Annotated in this window: 20 protein-coding genes and 1 tRNA gene; 7 read left to right on the forward strand and 14 right to left on the reverse strand. The window is 61.4% G+C overall.

The genetic code is table 11. The annotated features are described in order from the left end of the window. Positions 1 to 68: 68 nt before the first annotated feature. The 11 genes from M2281_RS02890 to rpoZ form a co-directional block, all read right to left on the reverse strand. The gene (locus tag M2281_RS02890) at positions 69 to 572 is read right to left on the reverse strand and encodes a GNAT family N-acetyltransferase (RefSeq protein WP_280819585.1); all 504 of its coding nucleotides are present in this window, start codon (positions 570 to 572) and stop codon (positions 69 to 71) included. A gap of 207 nt (positions 573 to 779) precedes the next feature. Beyond that, positions 780 to 1,568, reverse strand: coding sequence for an anti-sigma factor family protein (locus M2281_RS02895; RefSeq protein ID WP_280819586.1), 789 nt, complete (start codon positions 1,566 to 1,568; stop codon positions 780 to 782). Continuing rightward, complete coding sequence (locus M2281_RS02900) at positions 1,565 to 2,083, reverse strand: sigma-70 family RNA polymerase sigma factor (protein WP_280819587.1); 519 nt, start codon at positions 2,081 to 2,083, stop codon at positions 1,565 to 1,567. The genes M2281_RS02895 and M2281_RS02900 overlap by 4 nt, the downstream gene beginning before the upstream one ends. A 146-nt stretch (positions 2,084 to 2,229) precedes the next feature. Beyond that, positions 2,230 to 2,991: a DNA repair protein RecO gene (gene recO, locus M2281_RS02905; protein ID WP_280819588.1), complete on the reverse strand. Its 762-nt coding sequence runs from the start codon at positions 2,989 to 2,991 to the stop codon at positions 2,230 to 2,232. A gap of 18 nt (positions 2,992 to 3,009) precedes the next feature. Continuing rightward, positions 3,010 to 3,942 carry a GTPase Era gene (era, locus tag M2281_RS02910; RefSeq protein WP_425537699.1) on the reverse strand — a complete coding sequence of 311 codons (933 nt, stop codon included), beginning with the start codon at positions 3,940 to 3,942 and terminating at the stop codon, positions 3,010 to 3,012. Continuing rightward, on the reverse strand, positions 3,915 to 4,637 hold the full coding sequence (rnc, locus tag M2281_RS02915; protein ID WP_280819590.1) for a ribonuclease III: 723 nt from the start codon (positions 4,635 to 4,637) through the stop codon (positions 3,915 to 3,917). The genes era and rnc overlap by 28 nt, the downstream gene beginning before the upstream one ends. 3 nt (positions 4,638 to 4,640) lie before the next feature. Beyond that, on the reverse strand, positions 4,641 to 5,390 hold the full coding sequence (gene lepB / locus M2281_RS02920) for a signal peptidase I (RefSeq protein ID WP_280819591.1): 750 nt from the start codon (positions 5,388 to 5,390) through the stop codon (positions 4,641 to 4,643). A gap of 75 nt (positions 5,391 to 5,465) precedes the next feature. Next, positions 5,466 to 5,882 (reverse strand): holo-ACP synthase, encoded by a 417-nt coding sequence (acpS, locus tag M2281_RS02925; protein WP_280819592.1) that lies wholly within the window; start codon positions 5,880 to 5,882, stop codon positions 5,466 to 5,468. A gap of 13 nt (positions 5,883 to 5,895) precedes the next feature. Continuing rightward, positions 5,896 to 6,474: an orotate phosphoribosyltransferase gene (pyrE, locus tag M2281_RS02930; RefSeq protein ID WP_280819593.1), complete on the reverse strand. Its 579-nt coding sequence runs from the start codon at positions 6,472 to 6,474 to the stop codon at positions 5,896 to 5,898. 22 nt (positions 6,475 to 6,496) lie between these two features. Next, positions 6,497 to 8,728, reverse strand: a complete 2,232-nt coding sequence (locus tag M2281_RS02935) for a RelA/SpoT family protein (protein WP_280819594.1) — start codon at positions 8,726 to 8,728, stop codon at positions 6,497 to 6,499. 112 nt (positions 8,729 to 8,840) lie between these two features. Further along, on the reverse strand, positions 8,841 to 9,242 hold the full coding sequence (rpoZ, locus tag M2281_RS02940; protein ID WP_280819595.1) for a DNA-directed RNA polymerase subunit omega: 402 nt from the start codon (positions 9,240 to 9,242) through the stop codon (positions 8,841 to 8,843). A 294-nt stretch (positions 9,243 to 9,536) separates the two neighbouring features. On the opposite strand from rpoZ, the gene M2281_RS02945 reads away from it, so the two are divergent. Both M2281_RS02945 and M2281_RS02950 read left to right on the forward strand, forming a co-directional pair. Continuing rightward, positions 9,537 to 10,124, forward strand: a complete 588-nt coding sequence (locus tag M2281_RS02945) for an NYN domain-containing protein (RefSeq protein WP_280819596.1) — start codon at positions 9,537 to 9,539, stop codon at positions 10,122 to 10,124. After that, complete coding sequence (locus tag M2281_RS02950; RefSeq protein ID WP_280819597.1) at positions 10,124 to 10,786, forward strand: uracil-DNA glycosylase; 663 nt, start codon at positions 10,124 to 10,126, stop codon at positions 10,784 to 10,786. The genes M2281_RS02945 and M2281_RS02950 overlap by 1 nt, the downstream gene beginning before the upstream one ends. Before the next feature lie 25 nt (positions 10,787 to 10,811). Here M2281_RS02950 and M2281_RS02955 read toward each other — a convergent pair whose 3' ends face one another. From M2281_RS02955 to dapA, 3 genes are all read right to left on the reverse strand, one after another. After that, positions 10,812 to 11,174 carry a hypothetical protein gene (locus tag M2281_RS02955; protein ID WP_280819598.1) on the reverse strand — a complete coding sequence of 121 codons (363 nt, stop codon included), beginning with the start codon at positions 11,172 to 11,174 and terminating at the stop codon, positions 10,812 to 10,814. 128 nt (positions 11,175 to 11,302) lie between these two features. Next, on the reverse strand, positions 11,303 to 11,779 hold the full coding sequence (smpB, locus tag M2281_RS02960) for an SsrA-binding protein SmpB (protein ID WP_280819599.1): 477 nt from the start codon (positions 11,777 to 11,779) through the stop codon (positions 11,303 to 11,305). Between the two features lie 25 nt (positions 11,780 to 11,804). Further along, positions 11,805 to 12,686: a 4-hydroxy-tetrahydrodipicolinate synthase gene (gene dapA / locus M2281_RS02965; RefSeq protein ID WP_280819600.1), complete on the reverse strand. Its 882-nt coding sequence runs from the start codon at positions 12,684 to 12,686 to the stop codon at positions 11,805 to 11,807. A 228-nt stretch (positions 12,687 to 12,914) separates the two neighbouring features. Between dapA and M2281_RS02970 the strand changes: the two genes are divergently transcribed. From M2281_RS02970 to M2281_RS02990, 5 genes are all read left to right on the forward strand, one after another. Further along, on the forward strand, positions 12,915 to 14,945 hold the full coding sequence (locus M2281_RS02970; protein WP_280819601.1) for a lytic transglycosylase domain-containing protein: 2,031 nt from the start codon (positions 12,915 to 12,917) through the stop codon (positions 14,943 to 14,945). A gap of 73 nt (positions 14,946 to 15,018) precedes the next feature. Next, a complete protein-coding gene (locus tag M2281_RS02975; RefSeq protein ID WP_280819602.1) occupies positions 15,019 to 15,906 on the forward strand; it encodes an alpha/beta fold hydrolase in 888 nt (295 codons plus the stop codon). Between the two features lie 258 nt (positions 15,907 to 16,164). Beyond that, positions 16,165 to 16,255: transfer RNA gene (locus tag M2281_RS02980), tRNA-Ser, on the forward strand. 242 nt (positions 16,256 to 16,497) lie between these two features. After that, positions 16,498 to 16,926, forward strand: coding sequence for a hypothetical protein (locus tag M2281_RS02985; protein WP_280819603.1), 429 nt, complete (start codon positions 16,498 to 16,500; stop codon positions 16,924 to 16,926). Positions 16,927 to 17,105: 179 nt separating this feature from the next. Continuing rightward, positions 17,106 to 17,315 carry a hypothetical protein gene (locus M2281_RS02990; RefSeq protein ID WP_280819604.1) on the forward strand — a complete coding sequence of 70 codons (210 nt, stop codon included), beginning with the start codon at positions 17,106 to 17,108 and terminating at the stop codon, positions 17,313 to 17,315. The last annotated feature ends 61 nt before the right edge of the window (positions 17,316 to 17,376 follow it).

Consider the following 17,376-nt stretch of genomic DNA (forward strand, 5'->3'; position numbering starts at 1 on the left):
TCGCTCGCGTTCGATTGTATGGAAGGTGTCCCCAGCCCGGCGATCATTTCGGGCGAGGGACAATCTGCTCATCGGGAAGAAGTTCCCGCCGTTTTGCGGGCAGGCGTGGCAATATTCGGCGACGACATATCGAGCGGCTTTTCGTAACGCAGGGCGTCCATGCCGTCGCCATAGTATCCGGGCTTTGATCCGAGCGGCCGGTAGCCGTTCTTTTCGTAAAGTGCGATTGCGCGCGGATTGTCCCGGCGCACCTCAAGGCGCATCGACGTGCAGCCTCTGGCGCCCGCCGCCTGCTCTGCGGCAGCAAGCAAGGCGCGGCCCTGCCCGCCTCCGCTGTTCGGCAAAACCGCCAAGGAATAAAGGCGCGCACTTTCGCTGCCGGCCCGGTAAAGCACAGCGCAATAGCCCCAAATTCCGTCCTGACGGTCGGCGACGAGAAGCGATGCGGTGGGACTGGAAATCATGCGGCGAAAGGATTGCCGCGAAATGCGATCGGTGACGAAAACCGCCCATTCGAGCGCCTCGAGCGCGTCCACGTCATCTTTGCGGGCCGGGCGGATTTCGGCGAGCATGCGAACCGGGAAACCTCAATAGAAAGATCGTCTAAAGGGCGGGCGGAACGTCTCTGCCGAAGCAATCACGCAAAGGCATCGATAGCGGTTTCGCGCCTCGAATTGGGCCGAATTGTGACTGCTCCGGGCTGCATCCACCGCATGAAAAATCCGCCCCGAAACCCGCCTGAACGATGCGGGTTCCGGGGCGGTGGGGCAAACTCGGAACTAGCTTTTCGCCCCCTGCAAAATCTGCCGGTACGCCGAGTCGGCGATCCGTGTCAGATCGGCCTGCGGGAGGTTGCCGGCGATCGCGCAGCCATAGCCGTCGTCCAGCCAATAGAGGGCACGCATGTCGCCATGCTCGACAAAGCGATAGCCGGTGTCCTGTTTGGTGGGGTCGCTGACGATATAGAGCGATACGCGGTTGCCGGTATGGTCCTGGTACATGAACTGAGCGGCGGCCTGCTTCTGGGCAGGCAATAGCCGTCCGCCGATGAGATCGAAACCTTGTTCGGTCAGATCGGGCGCAACGAGCGGAATGCCGACGCGGCGCGAAAGCCAGTCAACCAGATGCTGCTTCTCGTCGGCGCCCACTTCCACGACGTGCAGCTTTTCGGGGGCATAGAGCGCATAGGCTTCGATCGCATCTTCCGCGACCTGGCTGTCGGCGGCCTTTACCGGGTTCCAGCCGGAGGCGCCGACGAAGTAACCACCCAACCCGCCAATCGCGAGCAAGGCAGCTGCGGCAGCGGCTCGCCAGACGGCGGACGGGAGTCGGCGACGCGGCGCATCTTCCTTCGCCAGCAATTGCTCCATGCGGGGCGGTATCGGCTCGGATGCGACGTCGGAAACCGCCCGTCGCAGCATGTCGCCGTCGACGGCAAAGCGCCGGCTCTTGGCTGCCATGTCGGGATTGGCCACAAGCCAGGCCTCATAGTCGGCGTATTCCTCCCCCGGCAACTCTCCGTCGAGGGCCATATGGATGTCGCGCTCGTTGAAATCGCGCCGGCTCATGTGTCCACGATCCTTATTGCGCGGCGGCGCGAGCCGTCTTCCAGAAGGGCGCGAAGCTCTTCGCGTCCGCGGGCGATGCGGGACATAAGCGTGCCGGCCGGAATGCCCAGCACCTCAGCTGCCTCGGCATAGGAAAAACCTTCGACCGCGACCATCAGCAGCGCGGTGCGGCGGTCAGGGTGGATCGCCTGCAGCGCATCGAGGATTTCATGCGAGACGACGCTCTGCGCCTGATAAGCGGGCAGTGCCATGGCTTCGCTTGCCTCGAGCGGCAGCATCGTCGTTCCGCCGTACCGCTTGTCTTTCCTCACCCTGTCGATGAACAGATGATGCATAATCGTAAAAAGCCATCGTCGCGGGCTGTCGCCGGTCTGCCAGCTGTCAATCCGGGCGAGCGCTCTTTCGAGGCTGTCCTGAACCAGGTCGTCGGCGGCGTCACGGTTTCGCAGCAGCGCGCGCGCGTAGCGGCGCAGTCCCGGTATTTCCGCGAGTATTGCTGCCCGTCTCTGATCCATGACGCTCGGCCGAACGCCCCTGCCGGACTGAAATTCAACGCTATTCCAAGGCATCCGGCAATAGCCTGCGTTTCAACCCCGCGTTTGCGCCAAACACAGTATGAACGCTACAGGTAGTAGAATTATTCCCGCGATAGTTCGGATTTTCAGACGGCGCTGTCGCCAGGCACGTGATGTTTGCCCGCCGTATGCTTGCGCAGCGCATTGATAAAGCCGATGCGAGCATCGGGCGGCGTCAGCCCGCGCGGCTCATAGACATGCCGCGTGAAAAAGAATTCCGTCAGCCTGAAGGCTTGTTCGATCGCGCCCAAGTCGGCACGCATGCCAGGCCCGGCGATCAGAAAGGCGGGCAATGGCAGCATCTTGTCGTGCCAGGGCTGGCCAGCGTCGCGAGAGACGGCGCGGCCGGATTTCGGCGAGACGTAGGTAAGCTCTTCGCGCTGGCCGGTGGCAGCGCATTCGCTGAGGTCCAGGCCGAAGCCGAGTTCCTCCAGCACCATTAGCTCGAAGCGGACGACGAGTTCGCCGGCGGCGGTGGCGTCATCCAGATGGGAAAGCAGCAGCCCCAACATCTCGTAGAGGCCGAGATGCGGGTCACGCTCCGGCAAGAGGCGCAGATGGGCAGCGATCGTCTGCAGGCCGTAGACTGCGCAGGCGCTTTCGAACAGCCTGGCTGCGTTGAGTTCCAGCGCTTCGACCTGGAACTGGCCCATATGCTCGTCCAGCCGAGCCCACCAAACGATATCGACGCGATTTCCCACCTGCAGAACCGGCTGCGACTTGCGCGAGCGCCCTCCCCGGACCATGCCGAGATGGCGCCCATGCGCGCGCGTCATCACCTCAAGTATGACGCTGGTTTCGCCATGCTTGCGGGCGCCAAGGACAATTCCCTCGTCGTGCCATTCCATTTCTGGAGATTCGGCCGCTCAGTGCGGGAATTCAAGTCCCATTTCGCGGTAGCGCTCGGGATCGTCGCCCCAGTTCTCGCGCACCTTCACGAACAGGAAGAGATGCACCTTCTGCTCGAGGATTTCGGCGATGTCCTTACGAGCGGACGTACCGATGGAGCGGATCGTCTCGCCCTTGTGGCCGAGCAGGATCTTCTTCTGGCTGTCGCGCTCGACATAGATGACCTGCTCGATGCGCACGGAGCCGTCTGGCTTCTCTTCCCACTTTTCCGTCTCGACATGCGAGGAGTAGGGAAGCTCCTGGTGGAGACGAAGATAAAGCTTCTCACGGGTGATCTCGGCGGCCAGCTGGCGCATCGGCAGGTCCGAAATCTGGTCTTCCGGATAGTACCAGGGGCCAGCAGGCAAGGCCTTGGCGAGATAGTCGAGAATGGCGCCGCAGCCGGCGCCGCTCAATGCCGAGACCATGAAGGTGGCGTCGAAGGCAACGCGCTTGTTGGCCTCTTCGGCAAGCAGAAGCAGGCTTTCGTGCTTCACACGATCGATCTTGTTTAGCACCAGAACCTTGTGCTGGCGTACCTCGGCGAGGTTTTCGAGAAGCGTTTCGGCATCACCTCGGATGCCGCGCTCGGCATCGATGATCACCAGCACCATATCGGCATCCTTGGCCCCGCCCCAGGCGGTGGAGACCATAGCCTGATCGAGGCGGCGGCGCGGCTTGAAGATGCCGGGCGTGTCGACGAACACGATCTGCGCGTCATTGTGTATGGCGATGCCGCGCACGATGGCGCGCGTGGTCTGCACCTTGTGCGTGACGATCGAAACCTTGGCGCCGACAAGCTGGTTCACCAGCGTCGACTTTCCGGCATTCGGCGCGCCTATCAGGGCGACAAAGCCCGAATGGGTGACGGGTTCGGTTTCGCTCACTGTTCTTTTCCTTCCTGGCTCCAGACGCCCTCGCGCTGAAGCATGCTTGCGGCGGCGGCCTGCTCGGCCTCGCGCTTCGAACGCCCGGTTCCGTAGGCCGGTTCGAATGCGCCGACCCGGACGCTGACGGTGAAGACCGGATCGTGGTCGGGCCCTTCACGGCCCTCGATCTGGTAGCTTGGCGTCGCGGCAGCGGCCTGGTGCGCCCATTCCTGAAGCTCGGTCTTGGGGTCGCGGCGCGCAGCGTCCGTCACCTTCGAGCGCGGCTCCCAATAGCGCATGATGAACTGGCGTGCCACATCCAGCCCACCATCGAGATAGAGCGCGGCGATCAGCGATTCCAGCGCATCGGCACGGATATTCACCCGCTTGCGACCGGCAAGCGTCTTCACCTCGCTGCCCGCCCGGATGAGTTCGGTCAGACCGATCTGGTCGGCAATCTCGGCAAGCGCCTCGGCATTGACCAGCGCGTTTAGCCGAACCGAGAGCTCGCCCTCTGCCGCGGCTGGAAAGGCCTTGAACAGCATGTCCGCTACCACCAGGCCAAGCACGCGGTCGCCCAGGAACTCAAAGCGCTCGTAATCCGCTCCCGGCTTGACGCCGCGCGCGCTGGCATGCGTCAGCGCGCGTTGCAGACGCTCGAGGTCGGTGAAAGCGTATCCGGTGCGCTCGCGCAGTGCATCCGCGAGCGCTTGTCCGGTCGGTCGCTTAAGAGCCATCGCTTAGTGGACGGGGGTAAAGAGGCGCGATCCGCGCACCAGCGAAGGCCACTTCCAGATTTCGAGCGGGCTTGCGCCGTCCGCGATCGAGAAGAAGATGATGTTGGCGCGGCCGACAAGGTTCTCCGCCGGCACATAGCCGACCGAGAAGCGGCTATCGTTGGAGTTGTCGCGGTTGTCGCCCATCATGAAGTAATGTCCTTCCGGCACTACGAATTCGCGCGTGTTGTCGCCGATCGAATTCGGCGTCAGGTCGAGCGTGTCGTAGGAAACGCCGTTGGGCAGCGTCTCGCGATAGACGTCGACCGGCCGGTTCACCTCCGTGATGTCGGGATTGTCGATCTGCCCCACCTTCACGCGCGGAACGCCAACGTCGTTGATGAAGAGCTGGCCGTCGCGCATCTGGATGCGGTCGCCCGGCAGGCCTATCACGCGCTTGATGTAATCCAGCGACGGGTTGGGCGGGAACTTGAAGACCACGACATCGCCGCGCTGCGGTTCGCTAGCCCAGACGCGACCGGAAAAGAGATTCGGCGAGAACGGCAGCGAATAGCGCGAATAGCCGTAAGCCCATTTGGTGACGAAGAGATAGTCACCTTCGAGAAGCGTCGGCCGCATCGACCCCGAAGGAATCGAAAAAGGCTGAAAAAGAAAGGTACGGATGACCAGCGCCAGCAGCAGCGCCTGGATGATAACGCTGACCGTTTCGCCAAGCCCGCCAGATTTTTTTTGAGGTTTATCAGCCACGCTCATGTCATCCTCGGTTGTGGATTGCGTTTGGGTATAAGGGCTTGGCGCGTCGGGAGCAATGCGTGCGCCTCACGGGCATTAGGAAAGTGGAGGTTCTTCAACCGGCAAGGCCTCGATGATCACAAAGGCCTGCGCCAGAGGAAAATCGTCCGTGATCGTCAGGTGAATGACCGGACGATGGCCTTTGGGCAACATTTCAGCCAGCCGCACGGCCGCTCCTCCTGTCAAATGCATGGTGGGCTTGCCGCCGGGCAGGTTGACGACGCCCATATCCCGCCAGAACACGCCATGCGACATTCCGGTTCCCAATGCCTTCGAACAGGCCTCCTTAGAGGCAAAGCGCTTGGCGTAGGACGCCGCGCGTTCCTTGCGCCGCTCCGACTTCGCCTGCTCGATCTCGGTGAAGACGCGGGCCTTGAAGCGTTCGCCATAGCGCTCGAGCGACTTCTCGATGCGCCTGATGTCTATGAGATCGCTTCCTATGCCGATGATCATCCGGCGTTGATCCTCAAATGTTGCGGCTACCGGGCTTAACCGCCGGAATAGCCTGCAATTCCGGCGGAAGCTGGTCGGCCGGATAGGCCGGCACTTCATATTCGGCCAACGCGATCAGCGGCACGCCGACGTCGCTCTTGCCGGCCGAGCGGTCGATGATGCAGGCGGCCGCGACTACCTCGGCACCGAGGTCCCGCAGGCATTCGATGGTCTCGCGGATCGACAGGCCGGTGGTGACGATGTCCTCCACGATGACGACGCGCGCGCCCTTCTCCATCTCGAAGCGGCGCAAGCGGAACACGCCGCCTTCGCGCTCGACCCAGATCGCCGGTACGCCGAGATGGCGCGACGTCTCATAGGCCGGGATCAGCCCGCCGATGGCAGGGCCGACGACATAGTCGATCTGGCCCGGCACCTCGACGCGAATCTTTTCGGCGAGCGCGCGGCAGAGCTTCTCGGTCTTGTCGGCATGCATGAAAACCCGCGCCTTCTGGAGGAAGACCGGGCTGCGCAGGCCGGAAGTCAGGATGAAATGTCCTTCGAGGACAGCGCCTGCTTCACGAAAAATGTCCAGCACCTGATCGGTATTCATGCCGCTCCCGCCATTCAGATGGTCAGCCGTTGACGCGCTTTGCGTCGCTGACGCTCGAGTTTTCCTTGAGCTGCGAGAGCAGCCTGTTCAGATGCTTCAGATCCCAGACCTCGAGATCGATCAGCATTTCGGTGAAGTCCGGCGCGGTGCGCACCATGGACAATGTATGAATGTTGGCATCGTTCTCGGCGATCACCTGTGCGATCTCGGCCAGCGAACCCGGCGCATTGATCGCAATCACGGAAATCCGCGCGGGGAACCGCTCCTTGGTTTCCTCGTCGATATCCCAGCGCACGTCGATCCAGCGTTCCGGCTGGTCGTCGAAGGCGGTCAGCGACGGCGACTGGATCGGATAGATGGTGATGCCGGCGCCCGGCTGGATGATGCCGACGATGCGGTCGCCCGGCACCGCGCCCTCGGGCGCGAACCGCACCGGCAGGTCGCCGCGCACGCCGCGGATCGGCACAGCCCCGTCGCCCTTGGCCGCGCGCTTGTCCTTCCGCCCCGAACCGCGGCCGGGCATCTGGAACAGCATGCCGGCGGCGTTGCGGATTTTCGACCACCCCTCCTCGCGCGGCTTGGGGGCCTGCGGCGTTGCGCGCTCGTCCTTGAAGTCCGGGTAGACGGCCTTCATCACATCGGTCGACGACAGCTCGCCGCGGCCAACGGCGGCCACGACATCCTCGACATCCTTGCGCGCGAGCCGGTGCAGCACCGGCTTCAGCGCATCCTTGGAAAAGCTCTTGCCGGCCCGCTCGAACGCCCGCTCCAGGATGCGCACGCCAAGACCCGAATACTGCTTGCGGATCGCGTTCTTGGTAGCACGGCGGATGGAGGCGCGGGCCTTGCCGGTCACGACGATCGACTCCCAGGCAGCGGGCGGAACCTGCGCCTTCGAGCGGATGATCTCCACCTCGTCGCCATTTTTGAGCTCGGTCATCAACGGCATGATGCGGCCATTGATCTTGGCGCCCACGCAAGTGTCGCCGACATCGGTGTGGACGGCATAGGCGAAGTCGATCGGCGTCGCTCGACGCGGCAGCGCGATCAGCATGCCCTTTGGCGTGAAACAGAAGACCTGATCCTGGAACAGCTCCAGCTTGGTATTTTCGAGGAAGTCCTCAGGGTTGTCGCCTTCGGCCAGTTGCTCGATGGTGCGCCGCAGCCAGGCATAGGCGTTGGTCTCCTTCGAGATGGCGTGGCTGGCATTCACCTTGCCGCCGCTATCCTTGTAGAGCGCATGAACCGCCACGCCGTATTCGGCGATGGTGTTCATTTCGCGCGTGCGAATCTGCAGTTCGATGCGCTGGCGCGAGGGGCCGACAATCGTGGTGTGGATCGAACGGTAGTCGTTCTGCTTCGGCGTCGAAATGTAGTCCTTGAAGCGACCGGGAACCATCGACCACGTCGTGTGGATGTCGCCGAGGGCGCGATAGCAGTCCTCGACGTTTTCCACGACCACGCGGAACCCGATGATGTCGGAAAGCTGCTCGAAGGACAGCGCCTTGGTTTCCATCTTGCGAAAGACGGACCATGGCTTCTTCTGGCGGCTCTTGACGGTCGCCTTCAGCGAATACTTCGCAAACAGGGCCGAAAGCGAGTTCTCGATCTCGGCGATCACGCCCTTGTTGCGCTCGAACACCTCGGCCAGCCGCGCGGTCACCGTCCGGTAGGCTTCCGGGTTGATGTACCGGAACGCGAGATCTTCCAGTTCCTCGCGCATGCCCTGCATGCCCATGCGGCCGGCCAGAGGCGCATAGATATCCATGGTCTCTTCGGCGATGCGCAGCCGCTTGTTTTCCGGCATGTGGTCGAGGGTGCGCATGTTGTGCAGCCGGTCGGCCAGCTTGACCAAAAGCACGCGCACGTCTTCCGAGATCGCCAGCAGAAGCTTGCGCAGGTTCTCTGCCTGCTCGGCCTTCTTGGAGACGAGGTCCAGCTTCTTGAGTTTGGTCAGCCCTTCGACGAGCTTGCCAAGATCCGAGCCGAACAGCTCGTCGATCTCCTGCCGCGTGGCTGAGGTGTCCTCGATCGTGTCATGCAACAGCGCCACCGCGATGGTGGCTTCGTCCATATGCATGTCCGTGAGGATGGCCGCGACTTCGAGCGGATGGGAGAAATACGGGTCGCCGGACGCCCGCTTCTGGTGGCCATGCTTCTGCATGGCGTAGACGTAAGCTTTGTTGAGAAGAGCTTCATTCACGTCGGGCTTGTAGCGCTGCACGCGCTCGACAAGCTCATACTGACGCATCATGGGCCAAATCTCACACTCAAACATGAATCATGCGCCGGATCGATCGACCCGGCGCATGTCATAGATAGCCACGAAACGGCCGGCACGGAAGTGCCGGCGCACACGCAAACGATCAGAAATCGTCGTTTTTCTCGGGCGCAACCAGACCCTCGATGCCGGCGAGCAGGTCTTCTTCGCTCATGCGGTCGAAGGTGATGTTCTCTTCTTCCCGATCCTCTTCGACAGCCGACACGGCAGCATCGGTCTGGTCGGTCAGCGCCTGGCCATCGGCCTCCGGCTCGTCGACCTCGACGTGCTTCTGGAGCGAGTGGATCAGGTCTTCCTTGAGGTCGCCCGGCGACAGCGTCTCGTCGGCGATCTCGCGCAGCGCGACGACCGGGTTCTTGTCGTTGTCGCGCGGAACGGTGATCGCGGCGCCCTGGGAAATCTGCCGGGCGCGATGGCCGGCCAGAAGCACCAGCTCGAAGCGGTTGTCGACCTTGTCGATGCAGTCTTCAACGGTTACGCGGGCCATGGATTGCCCCTTTCATACGCAGATGTAGTGGAAAACAGGCGCGGTCAATAACCCGAACAGCGGCGAAAAACAAGCAGGAAAGCTCTAACGCCTCCTTCGAAGCTCCATTCCTAGCAACCAAAAGGCGAACAATGGATCCCCTCTATCTACCCTATCGTCAGTACGAGTTCGGGGTGCTATCGTCGAATACGCATTTTAGGAAAATTAGTTGCAAAATTGATTTGGAATAGGCAACTCCGCAGGCGGGCTGCGCGTTTTTAATGGGAATTGCGTATTCCCCAAAGGATACTTCACATGTTTGACCCGCGTGAAAAGATTGCTCTCTTTATAGATGGTGCCAATCTGTACGCTACCTCGCGCTCGCTCGGCTTCGATATCGACTATCGTAAGTTGCTTTCGAGCTTCCAGAAGCGTGGCTATCTTCTGCGTGCCTATTATTACACGGCTTTGGTTGAAGATCAGGAATATTCCTCGATCCGGCCATTGATAGACTGGCTGGATTACAACGGTTTCAAGGTGGTGACCAAGCCCGCCAAGGAGTTTACCGACTCGACCGGACGGCGCAAGATCAAGGGCAACATGGACATCGAGTTGACGGTGGATGCGCTGGAACTGTCCGACGTGATCGACCACTATGTGATCTTCTCGGGCGACGGCGATTTCCGCACGCTGGTCGAGGCGCTGCAGCGGCGCGGCAAGAAGGTGAGCGTGGTTTCCACGATGGCCTCGCAGCCGCCGATGATCTCCGACGACCTGCGGCGGCAGGCCGACCACTTCATCGACCTCATGACGCTGAAGAGCGAGATCGGTCGCGACCCGTCCGAGCGGCCGGTACGCAAGACCGAAGCGACTGAGCCAGAAGCGGACGGCGACGACTTCTGATGCTGCCTCTGAATGTCGAACCGCCGCACGACTGCACGCTTTGCCCACGCCTGCATGATTTCATAGCCTTATGGCGCGAACGCGAGCCGCAATGGTTCAACGGGCCCGTTCCGACATTCCTGCCGCCCGAGGGCCAGGATAGCGTCCGCTTCCTGATCGTCGGGCTGGCACCCGGCGTGCGCGGTGCAAATCGCACCGGCCGGCCTTTCACCGGCGACTATGCCGGCGACCTGCTCTACAGCACATTGATCCGCTTCGGCCTCGCGCGCGGCAAGTTCGAGGCACGCCCCGACGACAGCCTTGAACTCATCTCGACCGCCATCACCAACGCGGTGAAGTGCGTGCCACCGGAAAACAAGCCGGTCGGCTCGGAGATCAACAACTGCCGAAGGTTCCTCGGCCTCAATCTGGCACGCCTGAGAAACCTCGAAGTCGTACTCACCCTCGGCACCATCGCCCACCAGTCCACGGTGCGGGCGCTTGGAGGCCGGGTGACGGCGCACCCTTTCAGCCATGGCGGACGCCAGCAGATCGGCAAATTCACCGTGTTCTCGAGCTATCACTGCTCGCGCTACAACACCAATACCGGCCGCCTGACCGAAGAGATGTTCATGGACGTCTTCAGGCAGATTCGCGCCGAGTTGGACGGGCAGGCAAAATAGTCACTGAGCTTGGCGAGTAACCGCCTCACTGCTGGTGCGGATTGCCGCCCAAGCTCAGCACAACCGAAAAGCGCTGAGGGGCAAACTTTTTCGGCACTGCACTCACAGGCGGCAAACCAGTGAAGCACCGCGCGATAAGTGCGTTGAGCTCTCGAGAGACCGAACTCTGGCCGATTTTTACATCACCTATTTCACCGTTGGGAAACACGGTGAAGTTGACTTGAATATCTCTGGAATCCTGCCGATGAGCTGCTTGGCTGATCGTCGGGTTGTGCCTTACTTGATCTATGTGCGCTTGAACCCGCTTAACGTAGGCCTCGATCGCCTCATCAGCAAAGACCACGGCAGAGCTTACCAAAAGCAAGAAGCAGCCTAAAAGAATCCGCATTTCATCCCCTCCCCAAAGAAGAAGATGAACAGCCGTCTTCGCTAAATCAATTCCGTTCTTTGGCGCTAGAGAGAGGTAGCTTGCCTGCACCGATAAACAACAGGCAAGCTACAGCTAAATCGCCTCTATTAACCACGCTCCTTGAGCAGGCGACCCTTCTCGCGGTTCCAGTCGCGTTGCTTTTCGGTTTCGCGCTTGTCGTGCAGCTTCTTGCCGCGGGCGATGGCCAACAGCAGCTTGGCGCGACCTCTGTCGTTGAAGTAGATCTTCAACGGCACCATGGTCATGCCTTCGCGTTCCACCGACTGCTGCAGCCGCGCCATCTCGCGCTTGTTCAGCAGCAGCTTGCGGCGGCGGCGCGGCTCATGGTTGAAGCGATTGCCCTGCAGATATTCGGGCACGTAGGAGTTGATCAGCCAGATCTCGCCATCCTCGGCGGAGGCGTAGGACTCCTGGATGTTGGCCTGGCCCTGGCGCAGAGACTTGACCTCCGTACCGGTGAGCACGAGGCCAGCCTCCATCGTGTCGATCACCTCATAGGAAAACCGCGCCTTGCGGTTTTCGGCGGCAATCTTGTTGTTTGGATCGGCTTTCTTATGATTCATCGGTACGCAGCGCGGCAAACCCGCGTCAATTGATCAGTCCGGCGTGCTTCATAGCCGCCTCGATCCGCTCGGCCGTCGCGGCCTCGACGGTCATCAGCGGCGAACGGAGCACGTTTTCCACTTTACCCAGACGCGACAGCGCGTATTTCGCGCCGGAAACGCCCGGCTCGAGGAAGATGGCCTTGTGCAGCGGCATGAGGAGATCCTGAATCTCCAGCGCGCGTTCCTTGTCGCCGTTGAGGGTCGCCTCCTGGAACTCCGAGCAAAGGCGCGGAGCGACATTGGACGTCACGGAGATGCAGCCGACACCGCCATGGGCGTTGAAGCCGAGCGCGGATGCATCCTCGCCGGAAAGCTGGATGAAATCCTTGCCGCAGGTCAGGCGCTGCTCGGAAACGCGCTCGACCTTGCCGGTGGCATCCTTAACGCCGACGATGTTGGGGAAGTCGTGTGCAAGGCGGCCCATCGTCTCCGGCGACATGTCGATCACCGAGCGCGGGGGAATGTTGTAGATGATGATCGGCAGCTTGGTCGATCGAGCGACCGTCGCGAAATGCTCGTAGAGGCCACGCTGTGTCGGCTTGTTGTAATAGGGCGTCACGACCAGAACCGCATCCGCGCCAACCATTTCAGCATGCTCGACCAGTCCGACCGCTTCGGCCGTGTTGTTGGAACCGGCGCCGGCGATGACGGGAACGCGACCGTTGGCGACCTCGACACAGCTCCTCACGACATCGCGATGTTCGTCATGCGAGAGCGTCGGCGATTCTCCGGTCGTGCCCACGGGAACCAGCCCTTTGGTGCCTTCGGCTATCTGCCACTCGACAAAGGCCCGAAAGGCTTTCTCGTCGAATCCGCCATCCGTCTGGAACGGCGTTACGAGCGCAGTCATCGAGCCTCTGAGCATGTGTTCCAACTCTTTCCGCGACCTATGGTTCGCAGTCCCTATTTGATGTCGCGGCTTTCTATCTGAAAACGCGGCGGCGCACCATAGTCTTGACGTGGCAGATGGTGCCGGCACACGCGCGCTGCAAGCCGATCACGATAACCTTTCGTTAACCTACTTTTCACCGACGGCGACTAGGCTTTCGGCAACCCGCTCCCAGATGTATCGTGTATGGACACGGATTTTCGCATGCGAGCCAAAAGACGACACCGCTTCGCGCTGATTGGTGCGATCATGGCAATGGCGCCGGCTGGCGCCATTGGCGCAACTGTCGACGCCCAGACGACGGCCGCGATCCCGCCCCGTCCCGGCGCCTTTGTCGATGCCGGCTCGATCGCCGTGGGCGACACAACCGTTCTCAGGAGCGGGCTCGAGGCCCTTGGTGCGCGAGACGTCACCCGTGCGCGTGCGATACGCGACACCCTGCCACAAGATTCGCTCGACCGGCACATCCTTGCCTGGGCGATCGCATTGCGCGGTGGCGAGGCCGTGCCCAGCGGCGAGATTGCCGCTGCCGCGCAGGCCCTGCCCGGCTGGCCTGGAATGGCCGCCTTGCGGCGCAACAGCGAACGCGCGCTTTTCCGGGAGAACCCCGATCCGCGAACTGTGGTGAACGCTTTTGGCGACACGCAGCCGCAAACCGCCGAAGGCGTGATCATCCTCGCCCGCTCGCAAGTCGCCCTCGATAATGTGAAGGCCGCGCAAGCCGTGCTCTCTCCGTTCTGGCGCAGCGAAAAGCTGGAACCGAAGGACGAGATGGCGATCATCAAGGAATTCGGTGCAATCGTTCCCGCTGCTGATCATCGCTTCCGCATGGAGCGAATGCTCTATGCCCATCGCGTCAACTCGGCCTTGCGCGTGGCGAAGCTCGCCGGAGCCGAGGCGCTGGCCCAGGCGTGGAGCGCCGTGATCAAGGGCGATCACAACGCCAAAAAACTTCTCGATGCTGTGCCCGCCAAGCAGCGTTCGGCTGGCTATATGTTCGCGCAGGCGAAATATCTGCGACGCCTCAAGAACATCGAACAAGCTGCCGCCGTGATGCTGCAGGCGCCGAAGGACAAGGCCGCGCTTGTCGATCCCGATGCGTGGTGGATAGAGCGGCGTGTCCTGTCGCGCGAGCTCGTCGACAAGGGCGACATGAAGACCGCCTACCGCATCGTTGCCGCCCATGCCGCGGAAAGCCCGGCGAACGCTGTCGACGCCGAGTTCCATGCCGGCTGGTATGCCCTCCGCGGACTTCAGGATGCCAAGACCGGCGCCACGCATTTTGCACGTGTCGCCGGACTTGCCGATGGCGCCATTTCCAGCGCTCGCGGCTATTACTGGCTTGGACGCGCTGCCGAGGCAGGCGCGCCAGGCGACTCAAAGGTTTATTTCGAGCGTGCAGCAGCCTTGGGCACTACCTTCTACGGCCAGCTCGCCGCAGAACGCATCGGCCGCGGCATAGTCAAGGTAGCCTATCCGGTACCCAGTGATGCGGATCGCCGCAACTTCAATCAGCGCGAGGCGGTCCATGCCATCAAGCGCCTGGAAGAGGCCAATTTCCCAAGCCTTGCCGACACACTTTATCGCGACCTCGCCGCACAGCTGACCAGCCCGGGCGAGTTGGCGCTGCTGGCCGTGATGGCAGAGAAGCGCGACAACCACTTCCTCGCCCTGAAGGTTGGCAAGATCGCCGCTTCGCGCGGCATCGATGTCGGCGCGCTGGCGCATCCGCTCGGGGTGATCCCGGCTTCCGCCAATATTTCCAGCGCCGGCAAGGCGCTCGCCTATGCCATTGCGCGGCAGGAAAGCGAATTCAACGTTTCCGCCGTATCAGGCGCCGGCGCACGCGGCCTCTTGCAGTTGCTGCCCGGCACAGCCAAGGAAGCAGCCAAGAAGGCCGGCCTGCCCTTCTCCCAAATGCGGCTGACCACTGACCCCGGATACAATGCCGCGCTTGGTGCCACCGTCCTTGGCGAGCAGCTCAGCCGTTTCAACGGTTCCTATGTGCTGACCTTTGCGGGCTACAATGCGGGCCCGCGACGGGCGCAGGAATGGGTAAATCGCTATGGCGACCCGCGCGGCAAGGACGTCGATACCGTCGTCGACTGGATCGAGCGAATCCCCTTTGCCGAAACGCGCAGCTACATCCAGCGCGTGATGGAGAACTATCAGGTCTACAAGATGCGCCTTTCAGGCAAGTTCGACATTGCCGGCGATCTGGTCAACGGCCGTTGATGCCGTTGGCTTTCGGCCTATGAAAAAGAGTGCGCTGAGAATATTTGGTTTGTTGCCCGCGAAGAGGACCTGAATGCTCGCCAAACAGGATTTTTCCGACTTCCACTACACATCGACGGACGGGCTACGGCTTTATGCGCGGATATATGGCGAGAACATCGTCAACGGACCGCCCGTCGTCTGCCTGGCCGGGCTGACGCGCAACGCGCGCGACTTCCATGACCTCGCGCTTTACCTGTCTCGGCGAGCCCAGACGCCGCGCAAGATCATCGCCTTCGATTATCGCGGGCGCGGGCAATCCGCCTATGACAAGAACTGGCAGAACTACAATGTGATCGTCGAGACGGGCGACATTCTGGCCGGCCTCGATGCATTCGAGATCGAGCGCGCCGCTTTCATCGGTACGTCGCGCGGCGGACTGATCATTCACGCCCTAGCCGCCATGCGTCCGGCTGTGCTTGCGGCCATCGTGTTCAACGATATCGGCCCCGTGGTGGAGGGCGCAGGGCTTGCCCACATCCGCGCCTATCTCGAAAACGCGCCCAAGCCGAAGGATATCGACGACGCCGTAGCGATCCAGCGGGAAGTGCATGGCCGAGCATTCCCCGCACTCACGGCAAAGGATTGGCGCCGATTCGTCGCCGCCATCTATCGCGAAGAGAACGACAAGCCTGTGCTCGACTTCGACACGGCCTTGCTGAGAACCATATCCGAAATGGACATGAGCCAGCCGCTGCCGGTCCTCTGGCCACAATTCGATGCACTTTGCGATGTGCCCATTCTTGCGATCCGGGGCCAGAACTCCAGACTGCTTTCCATAGAAACACTAGCGGAGATGGCGCGCCGCCACCCCGACATCGAAACCGTGACTGTGGCCGGGCAAGGCCATGCGCCCTTGCTCGAAACCGGCGATCTGCCGAAACGCATTGCGGCATTCCTCGATAGGGCGATGCCGAGCTGAGAGCCCCCTCACCTCACCCCCCGAACCTCGGCGGCTGTTCATCCGGTCGGTGGCATTGACGTCGAGATTCGACAAAGTCGGTGAACGAACATGCGCACGATTCGAGAATTTTGGGCCGAAAATCCGCCTTCGGGCCGACATCGTAGGCTTGCCCGAGAGCTGCCCGCGACCTTTCCGCACTTTGTTGCGCTTTTTTTCGCCAATCGTCGCGATAGCTTATTGCTTGTCCGCGTCCTTTTCATTATCCAGCGAAGCGCCGGAGAGGTGGCCGAGTGGTCGAAGGCGCTCCCCTGCTAAGGGAGTAGAGGTCAAAAGCTTCTCGTGGGTTCGAATCCCATCCTCTCCGCCAGTTTTGCGACTGGCTGTTAAACGGTTTCCGGCGCCGTTTCCAAAATTGAAACTCTCACCAGCGCACGAGCATCGGCTATCGCCGCCGACTGCTGACGCGTCCACTCGCCAGCGAATCCCTAACCGGTGGAGGCACCATGTTGGCCGCCGCTGCATAGTTGTGAACGGGGCCGGCTCTTTTAGCGGTAATGCGGCGCGTTACATCTCTTCCTTGGAACCTTAAACCCACCAGGGAGAACGATCATGGTCAAACCGCTTTCCGAAAGCCTCGCTGAGATGTCTGCCCACGCGAAAGATGCCGAAGACCATATTGCCGCGGCACAAAAGGAAGCTCACGACAAAATCGTCGCTCGAAGGGAGAAATCCCGCGCCACCGTGGAGGCATCGATAGCGAAAGTGAATCAGGACATGCACGCCGTCGGCAACACCCTCGCCGATAAATGGAAGACGCTGCAGGCGAAAATCGCCGCGGATAAGGCGGCGCTCAAGGCTAGGATTGACGAGAAGAAGCACGAGAAGGACGTCAAGCACGCCGAAAACCACGCCAAGGCACTGGAAGCGGAGGCGTCGCTGGCGATCGACTATGCCGTCGCATCGATCGACCAGGCCGAACTGGCCGTCTACGATGCCATTGTTGCTCGCGCTGAGTCAGACAAGACGAAGAGATCCTGAACGTCGGGACGATTGTCACAATCATACGCGCCATGCTGGGAGCCCACCTGAAAAGCGGGCTCCCAGCATGTTTTCCGGCCTGCTTCGGGTCGAGAGATCCTTTGGACTCCCGGCATTTGCATCAAATGCCACTGTGGATATTGAAATTCGTGTAAGGGAATCGGCGCCCAATGCTCCCCATGAGCACACAAGACCGATACGACGTCATCATGGACCCCACGGACACTTGGACCGTGTGGGATCTTAACAACGACGAACCCGCCATGTTTGGCGATCATGTCCTCGCGGCGCTGACGCAGGTCGAGGCCATGGCTGCGCGCGACGTGATGAACGATGCCTGGCGCCGTCTTCAGGAAAGCGCGCTGAGCAAGCGCATCGACGCCGCATGATTGATTAGGAGCGGCCGAGCCGACGCGCTTGGCCGATATAACTATAATGTGAAGTCGAGTT

The organism is Pseudaminobacter soli (ex Li et al. 2025), from assembly GCF_029892515.1.
Taxonomy (GTDB): domain Bacteria; phylum Pseudomonadota; class Alphaproteobacteria; order Rhizobiales; family Rhizobiaceae; genus Pseudaminobacter; species Pseudaminobacter soli_A.

Coding starts and splice junctions, on each gene's coding strand:
- rpoZ (WP_280819595.1), bottom strand. CDS start 9,242: ATGGCCCGCGTAACCGTTGAAGACTGCATCGACAAGGTCGACAACCGC.
- recO (WP_280819588.1), bottom strand. CDS start 2,991: ATGGAATGGCACGACGAGGGAATTGTCCTTGGCGCCCGCAAGCATGGC.
- M2281_RS02985 (WP_280819603.1), top strand. CDS start 16,498: ATGGTCAAACCGCTTTCCGAAAGCCTCGCTGAGATGTCTGCCCACGCG.
- M2281_RS02955 (WP_280819598.1), bottom strand. CDS start 11,174: ATGCGGATTCTTTTAGGCTGCTTCTTGCTTTTGGTAAGCTCTGCCGTG.
- pyrE (WP_280819593.1), bottom strand. CDS start 6,474: ATGAATACCGATCAGGTGCTGGACATTTTTCGTGAAGCAGGCGCTGTC.
- M2281_RS02900 (WP_280819587.1), bottom strand. CDS start 2,083: ATGGATCAGAGACGGGCAGCAATACTCGCGGAAATACCGGGACTGCGC.
- M2281_RS02975 (WP_280819602.1), top strand. CDS start 15,019: ATGCTCGCCAAACAGGATTTTTCCGACTTCCACTACACATCGACGGAC.
- rnc (WP_280819590.1), bottom strand. CDS start 4,637: ATGGCTCTTAAGCGACCGACCGGACAAGCGCTCGCGGATGCACTGCGC.
- M2281_RS02890 (WP_280819585.1), bottom strand. CDS start 572: ATGCTCGCCGAAATCCGCCCGGCCCGCAAAGATGACGTGGACGCGCTC.
- lepB (WP_280819591.1), bottom strand. CDS start 5,390: ATGAGCGTGGCTGATAAACCTCAAAAAAAATCTGGCGGGCTTGGCGAA.
- acpS (WP_280819592.1), bottom strand. CDS start 5,882: ATGATCATCGGCATAGGAAGCGATCTCATAGACATCAGGCGCATCGAG.
- M2281_RS02990 (WP_280819604.1), top strand. CDS start 17,106: ATGAGCACACAAGACCGATACGACGTCATCATGGACCCCACGGACACT.
- M2281_RS02935 (WP_280819594.1), bottom strand. CDS start 8,728: ATGATGCGTCAGTATGAGCTTGTCGAGCGCGTGCAGCGCTACAAGCCC.
- M2281_RS02945 (WP_280819596.1), top strand. CDS start 9,537: ATGTTTGACCCGCGTGAAAAGATTGCTCTCTTTATAGATGGTGCCAAT.
- dapA (WP_280819600.1), bottom strand. CDS start 12,686: ATGCTCAGAGGCTCGATGACTGCGCTCGTAACGCCGTTCCAGACGGAT.
- M2281_RS02895 (WP_280819586.1), bottom strand. CDS start 1,568: ATGAGCCGGCGCGATTTCAACGAGCGCGACATCCATATGGCCCTCGAC.
- smpB (WP_280819599.1), bottom strand. CDS start 11,779: ATGAATCATAAGAAAGCCGATCCAAACAACAAGATTGCCGCCGAAAAC.
- M2281_RS02950 (WP_280819597.1), top strand. CDS start 10,124: ATGCTGCCTCTGAATGTCGAACCGCCGCACGACTGCACGCTTTGCCCA.
- M2281_RS02970 (WP_280819601.1), top strand. CDS start 12,915: ATGCGAGCCAAAAGACGACACCGCTTCGCGCTGATTGGTGCGATCATG.